The sequence below is a fragment of the Microcoleus sp. CAWBG640 genome, from assembly GCF_020883015.1.
GTDB classification, from domain to species: domain Bacteria; phylum Cyanobacteriota; class Cyanobacteriia; order Cyanobacteriales; family Microcoleaceae; genus Microcoleus; species Microcoleus anatoxicus.
Window position 1 is genome coordinate 58069 of record NZ_JAHRFC010000027.1, and the last position, 19154, is coordinate 77222.

Annotated in this window: 14 protein-coding genes; 8 read left to right on the top strand and 6 right to left on the bottom strand. The window is 45.8% G+C overall.

Annotation, left to right across the window (positions count from 1 at the left end; all coding sequences use genetic code 11):
- Positions 1 to 186 precede the first annotated feature (186 nt).
- From AAFP11_RS15520 to AAFP11_RS15530, 3 genes are all read left to right on the top strand, one after another.
- A complete protein-coding gene (locus AAFP11_RS15520) occupies positions 187 to 921 on the top strand; it encodes a hypothetical protein (RefSeq protein ID WP_341737881.1) in 735 nt (244 codons plus the stop codon).
- Positions 922 to 1290: 369 nt separating this feature from the next.
- A complete protein-coding gene (locus AAFP11_RS15525; protein ID WP_341737882.1) occupies positions 1291 to 7194 on the top strand; it encodes an Ig-like domain-containing protein in 5904 nt (1967 codons plus the stop codon).
- A gap of 380 nt (positions 7195 to 7574) precedes the next feature.
- Entirely contained in the window at positions 7575 to 8096 is a 522-nt protein-coding gene (locus AAFP11_RS15530) for a hypothetical protein (RefSeq protein ID WP_341737883.1), read from the top strand.
- Positions 8097 to 8289: 193 nt separating this feature from the next.
- On the opposite strand, the gene wecB is transcribed toward AAFP11_RS15530, so the two are convergent.
- Complete coding sequence (gene wecB / locus AAFP11_RS15535) at positions 8290 to 9402, bottom strand: UDP-N-acetylglucosamine 2-epimerase (non-hydrolyzing) (RefSeq protein WP_341737884.1); 1113 nt, start codon at positions 9400 to 9402, stop codon at positions 8290 to 8292.
- Between the two features lie 195 nt (positions 9403 to 9597).
- On the opposite strand from wecB, the gene AAFP11_RS15540 reads away from it, so the two are divergent.
- A complete protein-coding gene (locus AAFP11_RS15540) occupies positions 9598 to 10167 on the top strand; it encodes a pseudouridine synthase (protein WP_341737885.1) in 570 nt (189 codons plus the stop codon).
- A gap of 46 nt (positions 10168 to 10213) precedes the next feature.
- On the opposite strand, the gene AAFP11_RS15545 is transcribed toward AAFP11_RS15540, so the two are convergent.
- Positions 10214 to 11041, bottom strand: a complete 828-nt coding sequence (locus tag AAFP11_RS15545; protein WP_341737886.1) for a hypothetical protein — start codon at positions 11039 to 11041, stop codon at positions 10214 to 10216.
- 225 nt (positions 11042 to 11266) lie between these two features.
- On the opposite strand from AAFP11_RS15545, the gene ctpB reads away from it, so the two are divergent.
- A complete protein-coding gene (gene ctpB / locus AAFP11_RS15550) occupies positions 11267 to 12586 on the top strand; it encodes a carboxyl-terminal processing protease CtpB (protein WP_341737887.1) in 1320 nt (439 codons plus the stop codon).
- A gap of 96 nt (positions 12587 to 12682) precedes the next feature.
- On the opposite strand, the gene AAFP11_RS15555 is transcribed toward ctpB, so the two are convergent.
- Positions 12683 to 13120, bottom strand: a complete 438-nt coding sequence (locus AAFP11_RS15555; protein WP_341737888.1) for a VOC family protein — start codon at positions 13118 to 13120, stop codon at positions 12683 to 12685.
- A gap of 11 nt (positions 13121 to 13131) precedes the next feature.
- Positions 13132 to 13641, bottom strand: a complete 510-nt coding sequence (locus AAFP11_RS15560; protein WP_341737889.1) for a TIGR02652 family protein — start codon at positions 13639 to 13641, stop codon at positions 13132 to 13134.
- Positions 13642 to 13734: 93 nt separating this feature from the next.
- Between AAFP11_RS15560 and AAFP11_RS15565 the strand changes: the two genes are divergently transcribed.
- Together AAFP11_RS15565 and AAFP11_RS15570 are read left to right on the top strand one after the other, a co-directional pair.
- Positions 13735 to 14292, top strand: coding sequence for a gamma carbonic anhydrase family protein (locus AAFP11_RS15565; protein ID WP_341737890.1), 558 nt, complete (start codon positions 13735 to 13737; stop codon positions 14290 to 14292).
- Positions 14293 to 14542: 250 nt separating this feature from the next.
- A complete protein-coding gene (locus AAFP11_RS15570) occupies positions 14543 to 15148 on the top strand; it encodes a Uma2 family endonuclease (RefSeq protein ID WP_341737891.1) in 606 nt (201 codons plus the stop codon).
- Positions 15149 to 15198: 50 nt separating this feature from the next.
- On the opposite strand, the gene AAFP11_RS15575 is transcribed toward AAFP11_RS15570, so the two are convergent.
- The gene (locus tag AAFP11_RS15575) at positions 15199 to 15552 is read right to left on the bottom strand and encodes a DUF86 domain-containing protein (protein ID WP_341737892.1); all 354 of its coding nucleotides are present in this window, start codon (positions 15550 to 15552) and stop codon (positions 15199 to 15201) included.
- Positions 15542 to 15832 carry a nucleotidyltransferase family protein gene (locus tag AAFP11_RS15580; protein WP_341737893.1) on the bottom strand — a complete coding sequence of 97 codons (291 nt, stop codon included), beginning with the start codon at positions 15830 to 15832 and terminating at the stop codon, positions 15542 to 15544. The genes AAFP11_RS15575 and AAFP11_RS15580 overlap by 11 nt, the downstream gene beginning before the upstream one ends.
- Before the next feature lie 202 nt (positions 15833 to 16034).
- On the opposite strand from AAFP11_RS15580, the gene AAFP11_RS15585 reads away from it, so the two are divergent.
- A complete protein-coding gene (locus AAFP11_RS15585; RefSeq protein WP_341737894.1) occupies positions 16035 to 18596 on the top strand; it encodes a GH116 family glycosyl hydrolase in 2562 nt (853 codons plus the stop codon).
- Positions 18597 to 19154 lie beyond the last annotated feature (558 nt).

Below are 19154 nucleotides of genomic sequence, written 5' to 3' on the forward strand. Positions count from 1 at the left end.
GCAAGGTTTATGTTGTCCCAAGCTGCTAACCGCGATTATACCAGGGTTTCAGCCACCTTGGAAAAATTTGCTTGGGGTAGTTTAACCCTTTATCGTAAGTGGGGTAAGTCAAAAACCCAGTCCTTGACTGGCTTTTGAGAAAATTTTTAATTCAGTTCGATTTGCATAACTTTGAGGTGGGTGATTATGGATCGCATAGATAAATTCAGGTTGAAACTGGAAAAATATTCCGATCGCAGTCCCCAAGACGAGCGGTTATGTCAGCTAATTTTAAATATCTGCTTGCTATCACGGGATAATCCTCAGCGTCGAAAATTAGTCGATCGATTATTTCGGCAACTGCAACTCTCACCAAAATTGTCAAAAGTTTCTCATCCCTATTATTTACAAGCCCAGAATAAAACTTGGCTATGGTTAAACAAGCACCTTCACGAGTTTAATCCCAAACGCTCTCCGATTCAAGCCAGTCTCGTCACTTGGGTGAACGGTCATCTCAGGTATCGAATTCAAGATTTATATACTTCCAAAAATAGCAAAAATCAAAACACACTTCCCTTAGATGCTTTAGAAGCCAGTGGATTTTACAACGGCTGTTTGGATGCTTTGGACTTGGAAATCGAACGGATTGACAGAGAAGAAAAACAAGCTTTAGTACGGGATATAGCCAATTATTTCCAGGGAGATCCACAACAGGAACTGCGCAACAGTCATCCTCGCAACCGTCCCGACTGCAACTGCCAAATAATTGCTCAAAAATTACTTTTGGATGAATCGCCAGCCAAAATGGCAACCATCGCCCGCCAATTGAATATCAATGAACAAACTATTCACTCTTTTTGGAGGCGTACAGGATTTTCCAAAATCAAAAAAATAGCGGTAAGAATTGCTGAAAAATACCCACAAGTTATAGCTGAATTGTGATTGAATTTAAATTTTATTTGAGGATTCATGTTTGTGTGTCGCTCTTGCAGCGGGAACCGCTGTAGTTGCTCCCGGTTGAGACGACAGAAAGCAGTAGCCCTAGGGCTGCTGCTTAATTTGCTTTGGCTATGTGGCATGGATGGGCGATTTACCTCAGTAAAGATACTGACTTACTAGGCCAATTAGCCTAGATTTTTGAGAGTTATTGCTGATGCGATCGATGTGAAACCATGATATTGTTATTGTTAATTATACACTGGGTAAGTAAATAAAACTTTGTGAATAATTAACGGATATATAATGGCATTTTTGCCAGAGGATATCCCCACATTTTCCCGAGCTATCAATCAATACAGGAACTGCATCATCATGGCTACAAATTTTAACCCCAATCGTGTAATAGTCAAACTGAGACCCACCACAAATTCAACTCAAATTACCAGCTTGCAAGGAGAAACAGACAATATTAACTTGCTAGGAAACAGCCTGGGGAATACATTAAACCTAACAAATCACCTGTCAGGGTGTAGCTGTGAGGGTTGTCGCAGCCTAGTGATTAACCAATATCCCCTAGCACCCGCTCCTGTAATTGGTCCAACAGTTCCACTGGCATCACTTCCACTCCTTAGTAGTAACCCCAGTGCAACATCAAAAATCTTCCTAGATTTTAATGGACACACGACTTCGGGAACATATTGGAATACTTATTACAATGGGGGGGCAAATATTGTTACTCCTGCCTACAGCATTGACGGTGATACCACAACCTTTTCTACAACAGAAGTTGCCAGCATAGAAGAAATCTGGAAGCGAGTTGCAGAAGATTATGCACCGTTCAATGTTGATGTAACAACAGTCGATCCTGGAAATTTAAACGCACCCTCTAATATTCGGGTTGTCATTGGTGGAAGTTGGGATCAGTGGTATGAGGAATCGGGAGGAGCAGGAGGGGTTGCTTTTTTAAACTCGTGGCAATGGAGCGATGATACACCTGTTTTTGTATTTGAAGAAAACCTGCTTAATGGTGTTGCCAAATATACAGCAGAAGCTATTTCCCACGAAGCTGGTCATAGTTTGGGATTGAAGCATCAGAGTACCTATGATGCCTCTGGTAATAAGATAGAAGAGTACAATTCTGGTTCCGGTAGTGGCGAGACGGGCTGGGCACCCATCATGGGTGTGAGCTACTACCAAAACCTAACCACTTGGAACAATGGAACCAATAGTTTAGGTGCCACCAGTTACCAAGATGATATGAGTATCATATCGGCGTCTAATAATGGTTTTGGCGGTTATCGAAGTGACGATCATGGAAATACAATCTCTTCGGCCACTGCCTTGTCAGGTACAACCAATTTAACGGGTTCTGGTATCATTACGCAAACCTCAGACATTGATGTATTTTCATTCCAAGCCAGTGCAGGGCCAGTTAATTTCACGATTAATTCCGCCCAATACGGACCAAATCTTGATATCTTAGCGGAACTGCTCAATAGTAGTGGTACTGTTATTGCTTCGAGCAATCCCAGTGACAGCCTGTTCGCTAACCTCAATACCTCAGTAAGTGCTGGAACTTATTTTGTCGCTGTCAAAAGTAACGGTCAGTACGGACGAGTCGGTCAATATAACATTAGTGGCACTGTATCGTCTGGCGATACCATCGCACCCACAGCCAGCAGTTTCACTCCCGCTGATAATGCCACGGGAGTTGCCGTTGGTGCTAACCTAGTTGTCAACTTCAGCGAAGCCATCCAAAAAGGCACTGGGAATCTGGTCATCAAGAAACTGTCTGATAATTCGGTGGTAGAAACCATAGCTGTAACTGCTGCTAATGTCACAGTTAGTGGTACTCAACTCACGATTAATCCCACAGCAGATTTAGGGCAAGGCACTGATTACTACGTGGAAATTGCCAACGGTGCAATTAAAGATATTGCTGGCAACAATTATGCTGGTATTACTGGCAATAGCACTTGGAATTTTACCACCATTGGCTCTAGTGTTGTAAATGATAACTTTGCTAACCGGATTCTGCTAAGTGGCGCACCTGTGAGTACCACAGGCTCAAATATTGGAGCCACGGGAGAAGTAGGTGAACCTATCCAAAATGGGACAACTAACTCGGTGTGGTGGTCTTGGACTGCACCCAGTAGCAACACTTTTGTGGTAGACACAAAGGGCAGTAATTTTGATAGTTACTTGTCCATTTTCACAGGGGCGGCGGTTAATAACCTAAGTCTGATTAGCTTTGATGATGATGGAGGGGGGAGTAACACTAGCCTGATCAGCCTGAATGCGACAGCCGGGACAACCTATCAAATTGCTGTTGATGGTTATGGCAGTAATACCGGTGCGATTCAACTTAATATTGCTACGACTGGTGATACAACCCCACCCACAGCCAGCAGTTTCACTCCCGCTGATAATGCCATAGGGGTTGCAGTTGGTGCTAACTTAGTTGTCAACTTCAGCGAAGCCATCCAAAAAGGCACTGGCAATCTGGTCATCAAGAAACTGTCTGATAATTCGGTTGTAGAAACCATAGCTGTAACTGCTGCTAATGTCACAGTTAGCGGTACTCAACTCACGATTAATCCGACAGCAGATTTAGGTCAAGGTACTGATTACTACGTGGAAATTGCCAACGGTGCAATTAAAGATATTGCTGGCAACAATTATGCTGGTATTACCGGAAATAGCACCTGGAATTTCACAACCGCCACCGCTGCCGATATCACCCCACCGACAGCCAGCAGTTTCACTCCCGCTGATAATGCCACAGGAGTTGCCGTTGCTGCTAACCTAGTTGTCAACTTCAGCGAAGCCATCCAAAAAGGCACTGGCAATCTGGTCATCAAGAAACTGTCTGATAATTCGGTGGTAGAAACCATAGCTGTAACTGCTGCTAATGTCACAGTTAGTGGTACTCAACTCACCATTAATCCCACAGCAGATTTAGGGCAAGGCACTGATTACTACGTGGAAATTGCCAACGGTGCAATTAAAGATATTGCTGGCAACAATTATGCTGGTATTACTGGAAATAGCACTTGGAATTTCACAACTGCCACCGCTGCTGATATCACCCCACCCACAGCTAGCAGTTTCAGCCCCGCTGATAATGCCATAGGGGTTGCAGTTGGTGCTAACTTAGTTGTCAACTTCAGCGAAGCCATCCAAAAAGGCACTGGCAATCTGGTCATCAAGAAACTGTCTGATAATTCGGTTGTAGAGACGATCGCGGCAACTGCTGCTAATGTCACAGTTAGTGGTACTCAACTCACCATTAATCCCACAGCAGATTTAGGCCAAGGCACTGATTACTACGTGGAAATTGCCAACGGTGCAATTAAAGATATTGCTGGCAACAATTATGCTGGTATTACCGGAAATAGCACTTGGAATTTCACAACTGCCACCGCTGGCGGGCTACTACAGACAATTACACCGGACTTTGATAGTGCTACCGCCGGAAATCAAACCACCAAAGGCTTCAGGCCCAATAACTCCGTCGGAGTCGATGTCAAATATTCCACATCCGATAACAACAACAGCCTAGCATCCTCCTTCGGATTTAAGCTGCACTACGACTCCTCACAACTAAACTTTGTCAATCTCACCAATCCGTTGTCAACTCCCGTAGCGCCGACTATCGGTACGACCGAGACAGACACCGCGAACGAAGATAACGACCCCGCCACCGATAAAGTGGTTAATGTGGCTTGGCTGAATTTCGGCGGTGTGGCTTGGCCGAATACTCCTCTACCCGCTAACTTATACAAAGCCAACTTCACGGCATCATCCACCTACACAGGCACAAACGTCAACTTTAGCAGTAATAACGCCTCCCCTGGATATAGCTTTTCACCCACATCCGCAGTCTTGACTCTGGCACCACCGGTCAGTTTAGATGCTGATGGCAACAATGGCTCCCAGGGAGCCACCGACGGGGTTTTGATTGCCCGCCATCTGTTTGGTTTTACTGGTACTACCCTCACGAATGGGGCCATTGGTACTGGAGCCACCCGCACCACTGCTACAGACATACAAACTTACCTGGAAAATGGTCGGACGACGATGCTAGATGCCGATGGCAACGGTGTCGCACAGGGAGCCACGGACGGGGTTTTGATTGCTCGATATCTGTTTGGTTTTACTGGTACTACCCTCACTAATGGAGTCATTGGTACTGGTGCTACTCGCACTACTGCGACTCAGATTCAGCAATTCTTAAGCTCCTATCTGCCCACAGCCCCTGCATCTAGTAATGGCGTAATTACTAATAGTGGCGCTACCCAAAATATTAGCGCGATCGCCACCACTCAGAAGGTAGCTCCGGGTAGTTCAGTTTCAATTGATGCCAAGTATTCGACATCGGATAACAACAGCGCCCTGGCATCCTCCTTCGGATTTAAACTGCACTACGATTCTTCCAAGCTTAATTTTGTCAATTTTGCGAATCCAGGGGTATTGTCAACTCCCGTAGCACCGACTATCGGCACGAGCGAGGCGGACACCCTGGATGAAGATAACGACGCCTCCACTGATAAAGTGATTAATGTGGCTTGGCTGAATTTCGGCGGTGCGGCTTGGCCAAACGTGGCTTCACCGACCACCCTATACAAAGCCAACTTCACCGCGCTACCTACTTTTACGACTGGGAATGCTAAGGTCAACTTTAGCAGTAAAAATACTTCTCCTGGTTATACCTTCCAAGGAACAGGAACAGTTATCACTGCCGATACAACCGCACCGACAGCCAGCAGTTTCACTCCGGTTGATAATGCCACAGGGGTTGCCGTTGGCGCTAACCTAGTTGTCAACTTCAGTGAAGCTATCCAAAAAGGCACTGGCAATCTGGTCATCAAGAAACTGTCTGATAATTCGGTTGTAGAGACGATCGCGGCAACTGCTGCTAATGTCACAGTTAGTGGTAGCCAAATCACGATTAATCCCACAGCAGATTTAGGGCAAGGTACTGATTACTACGTGGAAATTGCCAACGGTGCGATTAAAGATATTGCTGGCAACAATTATGCTGGTATTACCGGAAATAGCACTTGGAATTTCAAAACTGTTGCACCCGCCGATACAACCGCACCGACAGCCAGCAGTTTCACTCCGGTTGATAATGCCACAGGCGTTGCAGTTGCTGCTAACTTAGTTGTCAACTTCAGCGAAGCCATTCAAAAAGGCACTGGCAATCTGGTCATCAAGAAACTGTCTGATAATTCGGTTGTAGAGACGATCGCGGCAACTGCTGCTAATGTCACAGTTAGCGGTACTCAACTCACCATTAATCCCACAGCAGATTTAGGTCAAGGTACTGATTACTACGTGGAAATTGCCAACGGTGCAATTAAAGATATTGCTGGCAACAATTATGCTGGTATTACCGGAAATAGCACTTGGAATTTCAAAACTCAGGGAACCGCCGCCATTAATGGTACTGCTGGCGCTGATAACTTAACTGGAACTGCCAATGCAGATATCATCAATGGGTTAGCCGGCAACGACACCCTCAACGGGGGTGCAGGAAACGACACCCTGGATGGTGGTAATGATAACGATCTTTTAGATGGAGGACTCGGAAACGACCAACTTAAAGGTGGATTGGGGAACGATATTTATGTTGTCGATAGCGTCGGAGATGTCGTCACTGAACTTGCAGCTCAAGGAACCGACTTGGTGCAATCTTCTGTCACCTACACCTTACCGGCAGAAGTGGAAAACCTTACCTTAACTGGCACTACGGCGATTAACGGCACGGGCAACGGTTTAGCGAACACTATTGCAGGCAACGCTGCCAATAATACGCTCAACGGGGGGGCTGGTCAAGATACTCTAACGGGTGGTACGGGTGCGGATACCTTCCTCTTCCAGTTTGGAGAATCCCCTGTATCCGCGAGCGATCGCATTACCGACTTGGCGATCGGCAGTGATAAAATCGACTTGCTGACCCAAGGTGGAGCAGCGATGAATGCGCCCAGTAGCTTTAGCCGTGCTGCTAATAGCGCTGCTACTACCTTACAAAATGTCATAACTCAAGTGTTTACCGATGCTAATGGATCATTAGCCGGAAACCAAGCTCTAGGAATTAATAGCGCTGCTTTAGTTGTGGTTACAACGGCCTCGATCGCAGGTACTTACCTTGTGATTAATGATGGTACTGCTGGTTTTCAGGCGAGTAACGATTTAGTTATCAACTTAACCGGATATACCGGGACGTTACCCGCTTTGGGCAATATTCCCGTTACCAATTTCTTTGTGTAACTATAACCTCAAGGATTGGCGCTGCATTATATAAGAATGATCTGTCAATCCAAATTGGAAAAAGTAGCGAAGAAACCCGGTTTTGAGAAAGTCCGACAGGGAATTAATTCCCTGTCGGACTTTGTTTGTATAGCCATTGTGACTGTTGAGTTATATCGTTTCCGGCTGCATCGGAATGATTTAACCACAGAGAACGCAGAGAACACAGAGGGAGATAAGAGAGATGAATAATTCCGATGTTACCGGATTTGATATTATGCCTTAGCCGCCAATAAAGTAGACAGTTATGGGTACAGCATCACCACCTTACGTCCTAATTTTACTCGGTGATCGATCGCCCAAACTGGTAAAATTCTAGCAAATTCCACAGGAAATTCAAGATGAGACTCAGCAAAATCAACTTATGTGCGATCGGTGCCATCCTCACTTTCGGGATTTTAGTCACAGCCCAAGCAGAGGGAGGAATCGCACAGTTCACTTTCCGCAACAAATCCACTCAAAAGTTAGCACAAACTCCCCCACCTCCTCCCCCTGCCACATTACCAGTAATCCCACAGACAGCACCCCCTATTAGTAGCGAATCCCTGCCGGAGCAAGTAGCTTTAGCAACCCATTTGCAGACCATTAGAGCCAGAATGTACGGTGCTTACTGGTGTCCTTATTGTCACAAACAACAAGAACTTTTTGGCAAAGAGGCATTGACTGCAATTACTTACATTGAGTGCGATCCCAGAGGAAAAGATGCTCAGCCAGATTTATGCAAAGCCGCCAATATCAAAGCTTATCCCACCTGGGAAATTGGGGGTAAATATTATACAGGAATGCAATCATTGGAAAAACTTGCTATCTTATCCGGCTATAAAGGTACTCGCAACTTTCAGCCCCAAGTTCCTGCTCCTTAAAATAGACGAAGGATGCCGGCTGGGATTTCAACTCGGTTTCCATAGCACATCGGAATGATTTAACCGCAGAGAACACAGAGGACACAGAGGGAGAGAATAGAAATCTGAATTATTCAGTTGAAGAAAGGATTTGATAGAATTTGACGTGATAGTTGAAAGTTGACAAAGCACCTTAACAGGCTTGGCGGTTGCTCTAACTCAAATACTCCTTAACAATTTTCAAAATCCGTGCCGCGGCCAAACCGTCTCCAAAAGGATTGATTGCCATTGCCATTGCGTTGTAAGCATCGGCATTGCTCAGTAATTCGGCGGCGGAGTTTGCTATTAAATCGGCATCTGTACCGACGAGTTTAGCAGTGCCGGCGGCAATTGCTTCTGGTCTTTCTGTGGTTTCTCTTAATACTAAAACAGGCTTCCCTAAACTGGGTGCTTCTTCTTGTAAGCCGCCAGAATCTGTGAGGATTAAATAGGCTCTTTGAATCGCTCCTACTAATTCTGCGTAATCTAAAGGTTCAGTTAAAAAGACTCTGGGATGGTTGCCCAAAATAGCTTGTAAAGGTTCTCTAACTGTGGGATTTTTGTGCAGTGGTAATAACAAGGCTGTGTCTGGGAATTGCGCTAAAATTTTGAGAAATGCCTGGGCAATTCCTTGTAATGGTTCTCCCCAATTTTCGCGGCGGTGAACTGTGGCTAAAATAGTGCGATATTTGCTCCATTCTAAGTTGGGAATATTACATTCTGGTTCGCGTTTGGCTACTCCCAGCAAAGCATCAATCACTGTGTTGCCTGTACGGTGAATTTGTCCCAAAACGCCCGATCGCACTAAATTTTCCGCAGCCAGGGCTGTTGGGGCAAAATGCAGCCGTGTGAGCTGAGATATCAATCGGCGGTTAGCCTCTTCTGGGTAAGGATTGAACAGGTCGTCTGTTCGTAATCCGGCTTCTACGTGACCTAGAGGTATTTTTTGGTAAAATGCAGCTAAAGCAGCGGCAAAAGCTGTGGTGGTGTCTCCTTGTACTAGGACAATTTTTGGTTGTAGTTCTTTGAACAAATCTTCTAAACCTTGCAGACTGCGGCAAGTAATGTCTGTCAAGGTTTGCTGGTGTTGCATTATTGCTAAATCTCGATCGGCTTTTAGATGGAACAGTCCCATGACTTGCTCGACCATTTCTCGATGTTGGCCTGTTAATATTACTTGGGTGTCAAAGGATGGGGAATTTTTGAATTGTTGAATTACTGGGGCTAGTTTAATTGCTTCTGGGCGGGTTCCTAGGACGATGCAAATGCGGTGTGTGGCTTCGGGCATGGTATAGCAATTGACAGTTGACAGTTGACAGTTGACAGTTGACCGTTGACAGTTGACAGTTGACCGTTGACAGTTGACCGTTGACAGTTGACAGTTGACCGTTGACAGTTGACCGTTGACCGTTGACCGTTGACAGTTGACAGTTGACAGTTGACCGTTGACAGTTGACCGTACATTTTTATTTTTTAATTTGTCATGCCTTATCGTTATATTCTATTTTACAAGCCTTACGATGTTTTGACTCAATTCACTGATAATTCAGGGGAAGTTAAACGCCGAACTCTGAAAGATTATATTCTGATTCCTGATGTTTATGCGGTGGGTAGGCTCGATCGCGATAGTGAAGGCCTGTTGTTGCTAACGGATGATGGACAAATGCAGCACCGACTCAGTGATCCGAAATTCGCTCATCCCCGTACTTACTGGGTGCAAGTGGAAGGGATTCCTGATGCTGGTGCGATCGCTACTTTGCAGACTGGTGTCACTATTCAAGATTATCGGACTCGATCGGCAAAAGTGCAATTATTATCAGCGGAACCCCTTTTACCGCCACGGGAACCGCCGATTCGATTTCGCAAGCATATACCCACAGCATGGCTGGAAATGACCCTGACAGAAGGCCGCAATCGACAAGTCCGCAGGATGACCGCAGCAGTAGGGTTTCCGACGTTGCGGTTGGTTAGATGTGCGATCGGACATTTGCGTCTAGAAGGCCTCAATCCCGGTGAGTGGCGCGAACTAACCCAAGCTGATTTGAGATTTTAAATGGGATAATTACCAATACATTTAAAAGTAAACCCCCAAGATTCAACTACTTTCTCGGTGGTAAAATAAAACTCTCTTTTCCATTTTTATCCTTTCGTACTTGAGCTCCCAATTTGACAAGAGCTTGTTTCGCCCTTTGGCGCACAAAATTGTCTTTTGTTTGAGCATAAACCATATTCCAAGCAGAAAAGCGTACCTGGACGCTATCCGGGTCTCGACGCAAATACTCAGCAGTAGCACGAAACATCGGTGCTAATTTCTGACCCGCTGGTGTTTTTTCGGCCCAGTCAGCAGCCATTTCGTGCGATCGAATAGACTCAGGAATATCACCCAGCAGCAGCAATTCGTCAAGTCCTTTATTTCGCCATACCGTCCACGCTTGGGGGTCAATTTGTGGCGACAGGGCATTAGTGCCGCGTTCCATTAACTCGACGGCAATTTCTGGTTTTGCTTGGTAAAAAGAAACAGCAACTGACAGAAATGGGTAAATTTCCACTCGCCTGGGGTCTCGTCTAGTGATGATGTCAAAATAATCTTGACTAAGGCTGTAACCTGTGATGTCTCTGGCTTCGTCATCGCCAAAATATTGCAAAAATTTGAGAAATGTCCAATCTGCAATTAAATTGTCAAACCCAAAACTGGGGATGGCTTTGAGAATTTTCAGCCGCAGGGCTTCTTGCTGTTCGGATTGCTTGAAAGTAGCGGCCGAGATGGTCGGTAAGGGCTTTCCCCCCTCAGTTTCCCTAGCAGAAATTCCGCCGAATTGCTCCTGGGACTGCATGGTAATGACCCCGCAAGCGGCTGCTATACCAATAACTCCACAGAGGAGCAGACTCAACCACTTTTGGTAAAATTGTTCGACTTTAGCTTGCACGGCACTTGGAAATTTAGGATATTAATTAAGTTTAAAGGATTAGTCGGTCAGCGTAAAATTCAGTAAAATAGATTGGTGATTGGTTGGCGATCGGTGAAAAAGCTAGTTAAACTGTTCAAAAGGATGCCATAGCCTCCGCAACAAAGTTTATTTACACTGATTTGAGATTTTTTAGCAATCGAAAATCTTCCATCAAAAATCTAAAATAGAATTGAGCGAAATTCAATGAATGTAGCCCGCAGACGCTTTTCTAAATTACAGGCAGCCCTGTTCAGTGGGGCTCTGGCCACAACCGCTTCCATATCTTTGCTTGTACCCGGCCTGAGTCAATCCGTCCGTGCTGAGCTTCAAGATAGCCCTAAAGCTGTTTTAGACGAAGCTTGGCAAATCGTGAACCGAGAGTATGTTGATGGCAGCTTTAACAAGACTGACTGGCAAGTCACCCGCCAAGATTTGCTGGGCCAAAATTATACCTCTCGCGAAGCAGCCTATACTTCTCTCCGCAAGGCATTAGAGAAGTTAAACGACCCCTACACCCGCTTCATGGACCCGAAGCAGTACGAAGCGTTGACTAATCAAACCTCTGGGGAACTGACAGGGGTAGGGATGAGGCTGGAAGCGGACGAGAAAACTAAGGCGATTACGGTGGTTGAGCCGATGGAAAATTCCCCCGCCCTCAAGGCTGGGATTCAAGCGGGCGATCGCATTTTGGTGATTGATGGTAAACCTACTATAGGCATGACTGTTTCTGATGCTGCTCAAATAATTCGGGGCGCTGAAGGCACTAAAGTCACGTTGCGGATTGCTCGGCCTGGTAAAAGTGAGTTTGATATTACCCTGACTAGGGCCAGAATTGAGGTAGCCGCAGTTCGCTACAGCCTCAAAAATGAAGGAGGTAAGAAAGTCGGTTATATCCGTTTGCAAGAGTTTAGCTCCCACGCCGGAGAACAAATGCAAGCGGCAATTAAAAAGCTCTCGGATCAGAAAGTTGATGCTTTTGTGTTGGATTTGCGTGGCAATCCAGGGGGTTTGCTACGTGTGAGCATTGATATTGCCAGGATGTGGATGGATACCGGGGCGATCGTCCGTACAGTCGATCGAGCCGGAGATTCTCAGGAAATGAAGGCAAATCGGACTGCTATTACTGACAAGCCTTTGGTGGTGCTTGTAGATGACAATTCTGCCAGCGCCAGCGAGATTTTGGCTGGTGCTCTCAAGGACAATAAACGCGCGACGGTGATGGGTGGTCAAACTTTTGGCAAAGCTTTAGTACAATCGGTGCATTCTTTGTCTGATGGTTCGGGATTGGCGGTGACGATCGCTCACTACTATACTCCCAACGGTACTGATATTAGTCACAAGGGCGTTACTCCCGATGTCAAAGTCGAAGTCACCGATGCACAAAAGCTGAAATTAGCTAACAAACCGACTTTGGTTGCTACTAAGGATGATCCTTGTTACGCCCAGGCGATCGCACTTTTGAAAACTACCGCTTCCTCAGCTCGTCCAGTTGCTGCTAATGAAGTTGTGGTTCCTCAGAAGTAGATTAAATTGGCACTTAACAATTAGCTTTAAGATAAAACCCGCCGACGCGGGTTTTATTTTAGTGAAGAGGCTAGTGTTGCACGATCTGGAATTGCATCAGTTATTCAGACGCCAAATAAACTCTAAAGGTAAACCATCTGTATCGGCAATAAAAGCTACTTCGTAAACACGATCGCCGATCGCCTGTTGAGTCGGTTCTAATAAAACTTTCAGCGGCTGAAACTGGCTTGGTTCCTCAGAAGCTGCTTGCTCAAACCGTTGTTTGAGAGACTCTAACCAAGTAGGCAAGTCAGATGTCACCTCAGTTAAATCAAAGGATAGATGATAATATCCAACATAATGCTCGTCTCCAAAAGCATCAGGGGCTGGTTTGGGTTCCGGGATTTGGATGAGTTCAATGCGTCCGTTGAGGCCTTCCATCCAACAGGCGAGAGTGTAACCGGTGGTAAAGCGATCGCTCACAGTAAATCCCAACTGTTCGTAAAAGGCGATCGCCCGGTGAATATTAGCAGTACGAATCGAAGCGTGGTGCATTTAACTAATGACTATTCAAACAACCGAAAATAGGGATATCGAATCGGAACTCCTGGCTCTTTTTCCAAATCAAAATTAATCACTTCCCAGCAAGGTTCCTCCTGGGATTGGGGGCTAAAATCCACAGGTAAACCGTAAAGCTTCGGCATGGCAGATTCCGATTGACCCCGCCAAGATGTGCTGCGCTCTAAATACACGCTGATTAATTCCCGATAGCGTTGGGCAATGATGATGCGAGTTGCTCGGTAGCCTTGAGTATATAGTCGATCGAGCGCTTCGTGAATTTCAAACCGAATTCCATCGGGGTGAGTGTGCTGACGATACCATTCATTTTCCCAGTGGCGCCAGTGTCGCCCAGACTGAAGGTGAACTAAATCTCCCGTTTTTGGATCGGCCTCAAATGCCCCGTGACGCGGACACAAATAGGTATCCGTGAGGGTTAGAGCCGGAATTGTTTGGCGACAGTGGGGACACTGAATCTCCGGGCCAAACATCGGGTATTGCAAGGCTACTTCGATCATGTAGTGCGTCCCAAAATTTTTTCTCTGCAAAAGTCCCAAATACTTGTATTATATCTCCTATTGACCATTGGTTAAGGTCAACCCATTTTTTCGATGAGCAATCCCAAGGAATCCGTGACTACACTTCCTTCCTATTGGCCTATTCCCGATCTCTCCCAAGCTGCTTTTGTCGCCGCCGGTGCTGTGGTTATGGGTAAGGTAGAAGTCGGTGCGGGGGCGAGTATTTGGTACGGGGCGGTGGTGCGAGGGGATGTGGAGCGGATTGCGATCGGCTCTTGTACTAATATCCAAGATGGATCTGTTTTACACGGCGATCCAGGAAAACCTACGGTTTTGGAAGATTTTGTGACAGTGGGACACCGAGCGGTGATTCACTCAGCTTACATTGAACGGGGTTGTTTGATCGGGATTGGGGCGATCGTCCTCGATGGAGTCAGGGTAGGCACAGGCTCTATCGTCGGTGCAGGGGCTGTTGTTACCAAAGACGTTCCCCCTTACACCCTAGTTACCGGAGTACCTGCGAAGCGATTGCGGGATGTTTCCCAGGAAGAAGCCGCGGAATTAATCGAGCACGCTAGGCGTTACGAAAAGTTGGCTTTAGTTCATGCTGGGAAAGGGACTGATTTGGGATTTGTTGAGGTGAAGGAATAAGGTTTTCAACATTCAATTAAAACTGAAACCATCTGTCTCTCTCGTTTTTATCTAATTCTAGATCCCCCTAAATCCCCCACCCCCCCCTACCCCCCCCAAGGGGGGAAAAAAGGGGAGTAGGGGTTGACTTTGACCGGAATCTTGTCCCCCCCTTATTAAGGGGGGCTAGGGGGGATCTCCGGGCTAATTTTATTTGACATCAATGCTAAACTATTGTAATTAAAATCAAGCAAAAAAGTATTGATTTCTAATGATTTACACTACAGAAAAATTCCTAACTTTTGAAACATTCCTCGATCGCTATTCTGACAACTTCCGCTACGAGCTCGCTGACGGAGAATTAGTTGAGATGGAACCCACAGGCCCCCACGAAACCGTCGGCGGTAAACTAGCAACTCAAATCGGCATAGTTATCGCAGCCGAAAAACTACCCTGGTTCATTCCCCGCACTTGTTTGATCCGTCCATTTTCCGACGCAGCTACCGCGCGCCGTCCCGATATAGTCGTATTAGATGAAACTGCCCTTGTCAGCGAACCTCTCTGGGAAAGAGAACCTGTGATTACCCTGGGGCGATCGATTAAGTTAGTGGTAGAAGTCGTCAGCACTAATTGGGAAACAGATTACGCCCGAAAAGTTGAAGAATATGCTCTTTTAGGAATTCCTGAATATTGGATAGTTGATTATCGTGGATTGGGAGGCGTGGCTTTTATCGGTAAACCCAAACAACCTACTATCACAGTTTGTCAACTGATTGACCAAGATTATATCCAGCAACAATTTCGCCTAGGTGAACTGGTTATTTCTCCTCTGTTAAAAAGCTTGGAACTTCGGTTAGATGATGTTCTGCCCCGATAAAGTGGCGTGTCAAACTATATCTTTAGGAATACGATCGCAGTTCCAGCCAACTATTCTCCCGATGCTTCCTGATATAGGATCTCCTGTAGTGGTGATACCAGCAAAGGCAGATTATTTTGAATAGCTATCCAAACTATCTCCAATTCTACCTGGAAGTATTCGTGAAAAATAACATTCCGCATATCTGCCATCAAACGCCACGGTATTTGAGGATATAGGGATTGTATATCACTGGGGATGTGCCTGCTAGCCTCACCGATGATGCCAAAATCGTAAAGAACAGCTTTAATAACTGTTCTGTTTGTGATGAAACTCTCAAAGTCCATACCTGCGGTCCGTTGTTGAATTTCATCAATAGATTGCAAAATATCTTGAAGGCGAAGTCGCCAATTTCTAGAAGGCATGGATGACATCCTTAAGTACAGGTTCTCGCAAATGTTGTTTTAAAGCTTTCAGAGTTCCCAAATCGACTGAACATCCCAAAATATCCTGCAAATAAAGCCGCACTTCGATAAATTCAAAGAGTCCTACAGGTTGATTGAATTCAACTAAAAAGTCTACATCACTATCTAAGCGAGCTTCATCTCGTGCCACTGAACCAAACAAGTTAAGAGATTTTACTCCCATTTTCTGCAACTGTTCTCGGTGTGCGGCTACAATTGCTAGTACATCATCGCGTTTCATGGTTTGTTCTCCGAAACTAATTTAATATTAAGGTAATATGTTGAAAATTGCATGATGGTGATATTCTGCCCAGATCAAGTGGCTTGCTACAATCTAAAATCTGAAATCTAAATCAGAAACTGGGTTTTTTGCGTAAGTCCTACATATACTATTAAGGTTCTGCCGGAATTTCACCGATCGCCTTTCCCTATACAAATCAATCATGAACGATCGCACATCCAATCCAAACATCCCTCCACACACCTGGAAACGCGCCATTGGCCTCGGTTGGGACAACCCCTACACAGTCCGCTACGCCAGCAATCTCGACGATGGTCCTTGGCACGGAATGCCCTTGGGTGGCTTCGGTGCTGGGTGCATTGGTCGATCGCCCCGTGGAGACTTCAACCTGTGGCACATCGATGGTGGCGAACACATTTTTAATAGTTTGCCCGCTTGTCAATTCAGCGTTTTTGAAGAAACTGCTGGCAAAAAACAAGCTTACGCATTGTGTACTCAAACGCCTACAGATGGCAGTTTATCTAGTTGGAAATGGTATCCTTCTGAAGGAAGAAGGAAGAAGGAAGAAGTCAACCCCCCGCAACCCCACCCAAGGAAGAAGAACCCCCCCCTACCCCCCCCAAGGGGGGAAAATAAGAGGGAAGAGGAAGAAGGAAGAGGGGAAGAATTTCAATCTTCGGGAACTTATCATGCTTTGTATCCTCGGAGTTGGTTTGTTTATGAAAATGTATTTCAGGCGCAATTAAGTTGCGAACAATTTTCACCAATTATACCTCATAACTATCAAGAAAGCAGTTACCCAGTTGCCATGTTTGAATGGGTGGCACACAATCCTACAGATGCGCCCATTACTCTCAGCATCATGTTAACTTGGGAGAATATTGTTGGCTGGTTTACTAACGCTATACCCCCCCAGCCCCCCCTGACTGAGGGGGGCTACGGGGGGGTTCCCGTTAAGGTTCGGGATGATGGTAGTCCCGCCTATGAGTATCTGCCTCGGTGGGGAGAAAGTGGCGGAAATATGAATTTGTTGGTGGAAGATTTTCACCGGATTGGCTGTGTCATGACGCGCTTAAATGCTGATGATGAGCCAAAAGAAGGGGATGGACAATGGGCGATCGCCACTATTACCAATCCAGCGGTAGAAGTATTCTATCAAACTCGCTGGAATCCTGCGGGGAATGGGGAGGATATTTGGCGACACTTTTCTGGGGAAGGTTTCTTGTTGGACGATAAAGACGAGACACCCGCAGCCCCTGGAGAAAGATCGGCCTGTGCGATCGCCGTTCGCTTTACAATTAGACCAGGAAAAACTCGCAAAATTCCATTTATTTTAGCCTGGGATTTCCCTATTACTGAATTTGCACCCGGAGTTTGTTATTACCGCCGCTATACAGATTTCTTTGGGCGCAATGGCAAAAATGCTTGGCCGATGATCCGTACTGCTATGAAGCATTCCGATACTTGGCGCGAAAGTATAGAAGCTTGGCAAAAACCGATTTTGTCACGGGAAGATTTGAGTGATAGCTTCAAAATGGCTTTGTTTAATGAGTTGTATATCCTCACTGACGGCGGTACTCTTTGGACTGCGGCTGATGAACGCGATCCGAAGGGTCAATTTGGAGTTTTGGAGTGCCTTGATTACCGTTGGTACGAAAGTTTAGACGTGCGTCTTTACGGTTCTTTTGCTTTATTGATGTTGTGGCCGGAATTAGAAAAATCGGTAATGATCGCTTTTGCGCGGGCAATTTCTACGGGCGATGATACACCGAGAATTGTGGGCTGGAATCAAGCTGCGGCTATTAGAAAAGCTGTGGGTGCGACTCCTCACGATTTGGGTGCTCCCAACGAGCATCCTTGGGAGAAAACGAACTATACTAGCTATCAAGATTGCAATTTGTGGAAGGATTTGCCTTCGGATTTTGTGTTGCAAGTTTATCGGGATTTCCTGTTGACTGGTAGCACAGATTATGAGTTTTTGCAAGATTGTTGGCCGGCAATTGTTGAGGCTTTGGCTTATCTGAAAACCTTTGATGAGGATGGTGATGGGATTCCTGAGAATTCGGGAGCGCCGGATCAGACGTTTGATGACTGGCAAATGCGGGGGATAAGTGCCTATTGTGGGGGTTTGTGGTTGGCTGCGCTCGAAAGTGCGATCGCGATCGGCGAAATCTTAGAAGATAGAGCGCCAGAAATAATTCCGAATCCTCAAGCAAAGATTGCATTATATCACAGTTGGTTGGAACAAGCCAGACCAAACTATCAAGAAAAACTCTGGAACGGTCAATATTACCGTTTGGATAGTGAGAGTAATTCCGCAGTAGTAATGACCGATCAATTGTGCGGTCAATTTTACGCAAAACTGTTAGGTTTGCCGGACATTGTGCCGCTAGAATGTGCCATTAGTGCTTTAGAAACTGTCTACGAATCTTGCTTTCTGAAGTTCAAAGATGGTGAGTTTGGGGCTGCCAATGGGTTGATGCTCAATGGTGCACCGGAAAATCCGAATGCGACTCATCCTCTAGAAGTTTGGACGGGGATTAATTTTGGGCTAGCTGCTTTTTTGGTGCAGATGGGAATGGAGGATAAGGCATTTAAGTTGACTGATACGGTGGTGCGGCAAATTTATGACCATGGGTTGCAGTTTCGGACGCCGGAAGCGATTACGGCAACGGGGACTTTTCGGGCCTGTCACTATTTGCGTCCCATGGCTATTTGGGCTATTTATTATAGCCTTTGCATCAAGGGTAAGCAGGATGCCTAATATCTACCCCCCCAACCCCCCCTTACTAACCAACATTCCGCACCCCCAACTGGCACATAGGCGGATTGAGGGGTTAAAAGTGAATCATCCGAGATAATAGTGAGTAAAAACACCCAAAAATCTGTGCAACGATCGCATCACCCACTTGTCCATTCCTAAAAATTGACATGAGGGCATGAATTAAATCTTCTTATTTCATCAATTAGACCGGCTACCAGACCCAGATGGTCTAGGTTTTCTACTGTCATCTCAGATGCTTTCTGCATGGGCTGCTGAATCCTGATTTAAGCGTCGATCGCGATCGCCAGTTTACACTATTTTTGGTGATGATTGCTGACTGCTGGCGATCGTAATTAACGCATTTTCGTGATCTATCCGGTAACTGTGAGGTAATAAACTTGGTTTTTACCGTTAGCGCAGCCCTCGCAGAGGATCGCAATTTTAACTTACATCAGATAGGACTCACGCTCTCACGTCAATTTTTCAGAATGGACTACTGGGTAATGCTGAGTGACCGAGGTTGAGTATTTCTACTCATTTTTGTCTTGGATGATTCAC

What these genes read in the sequence shown, in the direction of transcription:
- AAFP11_RS15520 (WP_341737881.1), top strand. Translation starts at nt 187, where the DNA reads ATGGATCGCATAGATAAATTCAGGTTGAAACTGGAAAAATATTCCGAT.
- AAFP11_RS15525 (WP_341737882.1), top strand. Translation starts at nt 1,291, where the DNA reads ATGGCTACAAATTTTAACCCCAATCGTGTAATAGTCAAACTGAGACCC.
- AAFP11_RS15530 (WP_341737883.1), top strand. Translation starts at nt 7,575, where the DNA reads ATGAGACTCAGCAAAATCAACTTATGTGCGATCGGTGCCATCCTCACT.
- wecB (WP_341737884.1), bottom strand. Translation starts at nt 9,402, where the DNA reads ATGCCCGAAGCCACACACCGCATTTGCATCGTCCTAGGAACCCGCCCA.
- AAFP11_RS15540 (WP_341737885.1), top strand. Translation starts at nt 9,598, where the DNA reads ATGCCTTATCGTTATATTCTATTTTACAAGCCTTACGATGTTTTGACT.
- ctpB (WP_341737887.1), top strand. Translation starts at nt 11,267, where the DNA reads ATGAATGTAGCCCGCAGACGCTTTTCTAAATTACAGGCAGCCCTGTTC.
- AAFP11_RS15555 (WP_341737888.1), bottom strand. Translation starts at nt 13,120, where the DNA reads ATGCACCACGCTTCGATTCGTACTGCTAATATTCACCGGGCGATCGCC.
- AAFP11_RS15560 (WP_341737889.1), bottom strand. Translation starts at nt 13,641, where the DNA reads ATGATCGAAGTAGCCTTGCAATACCCGATGTTTGGCCCGGAGATTCAG.
- AAFP11_RS15565 (WP_341737890.1), top strand. Translation starts at nt 13,735, where the DNA reads ATGAGCAATCCCAAGGAATCCGTGACTACACTTCCTTCCTATTGGCCT.
- AAFP11_RS15570 (WP_341737891.1), top strand. Translation starts at nt 14,543, where the DNA reads ATGATTTACACTACAGAAAAATTCCTAACTTTTGAAACATTCCTCGAT.
- AAFP11_RS15575 (WP_341737892.1), bottom strand. Translation starts at nt 15,552, where the DNA reads ATGCCTTCTAGAAATTGGCGACTTCGCCTTCAAGATATTTTGCAATCT.
- AAFP11_RS15580 (WP_341737893.1), bottom strand. Translation starts at nt 15,832, where the DNA reads ATGAAACGCGATGATGTACTAGCAATTGTAGCCGCACACCGAGAACAG.
- AAFP11_RS15585 (WP_341737894.1), top strand. Translation starts at nt 16,035, where the DNA reads ATGAACGATCGCACATCCAATCCAAACATCCCTCCACACACCTGGAAA.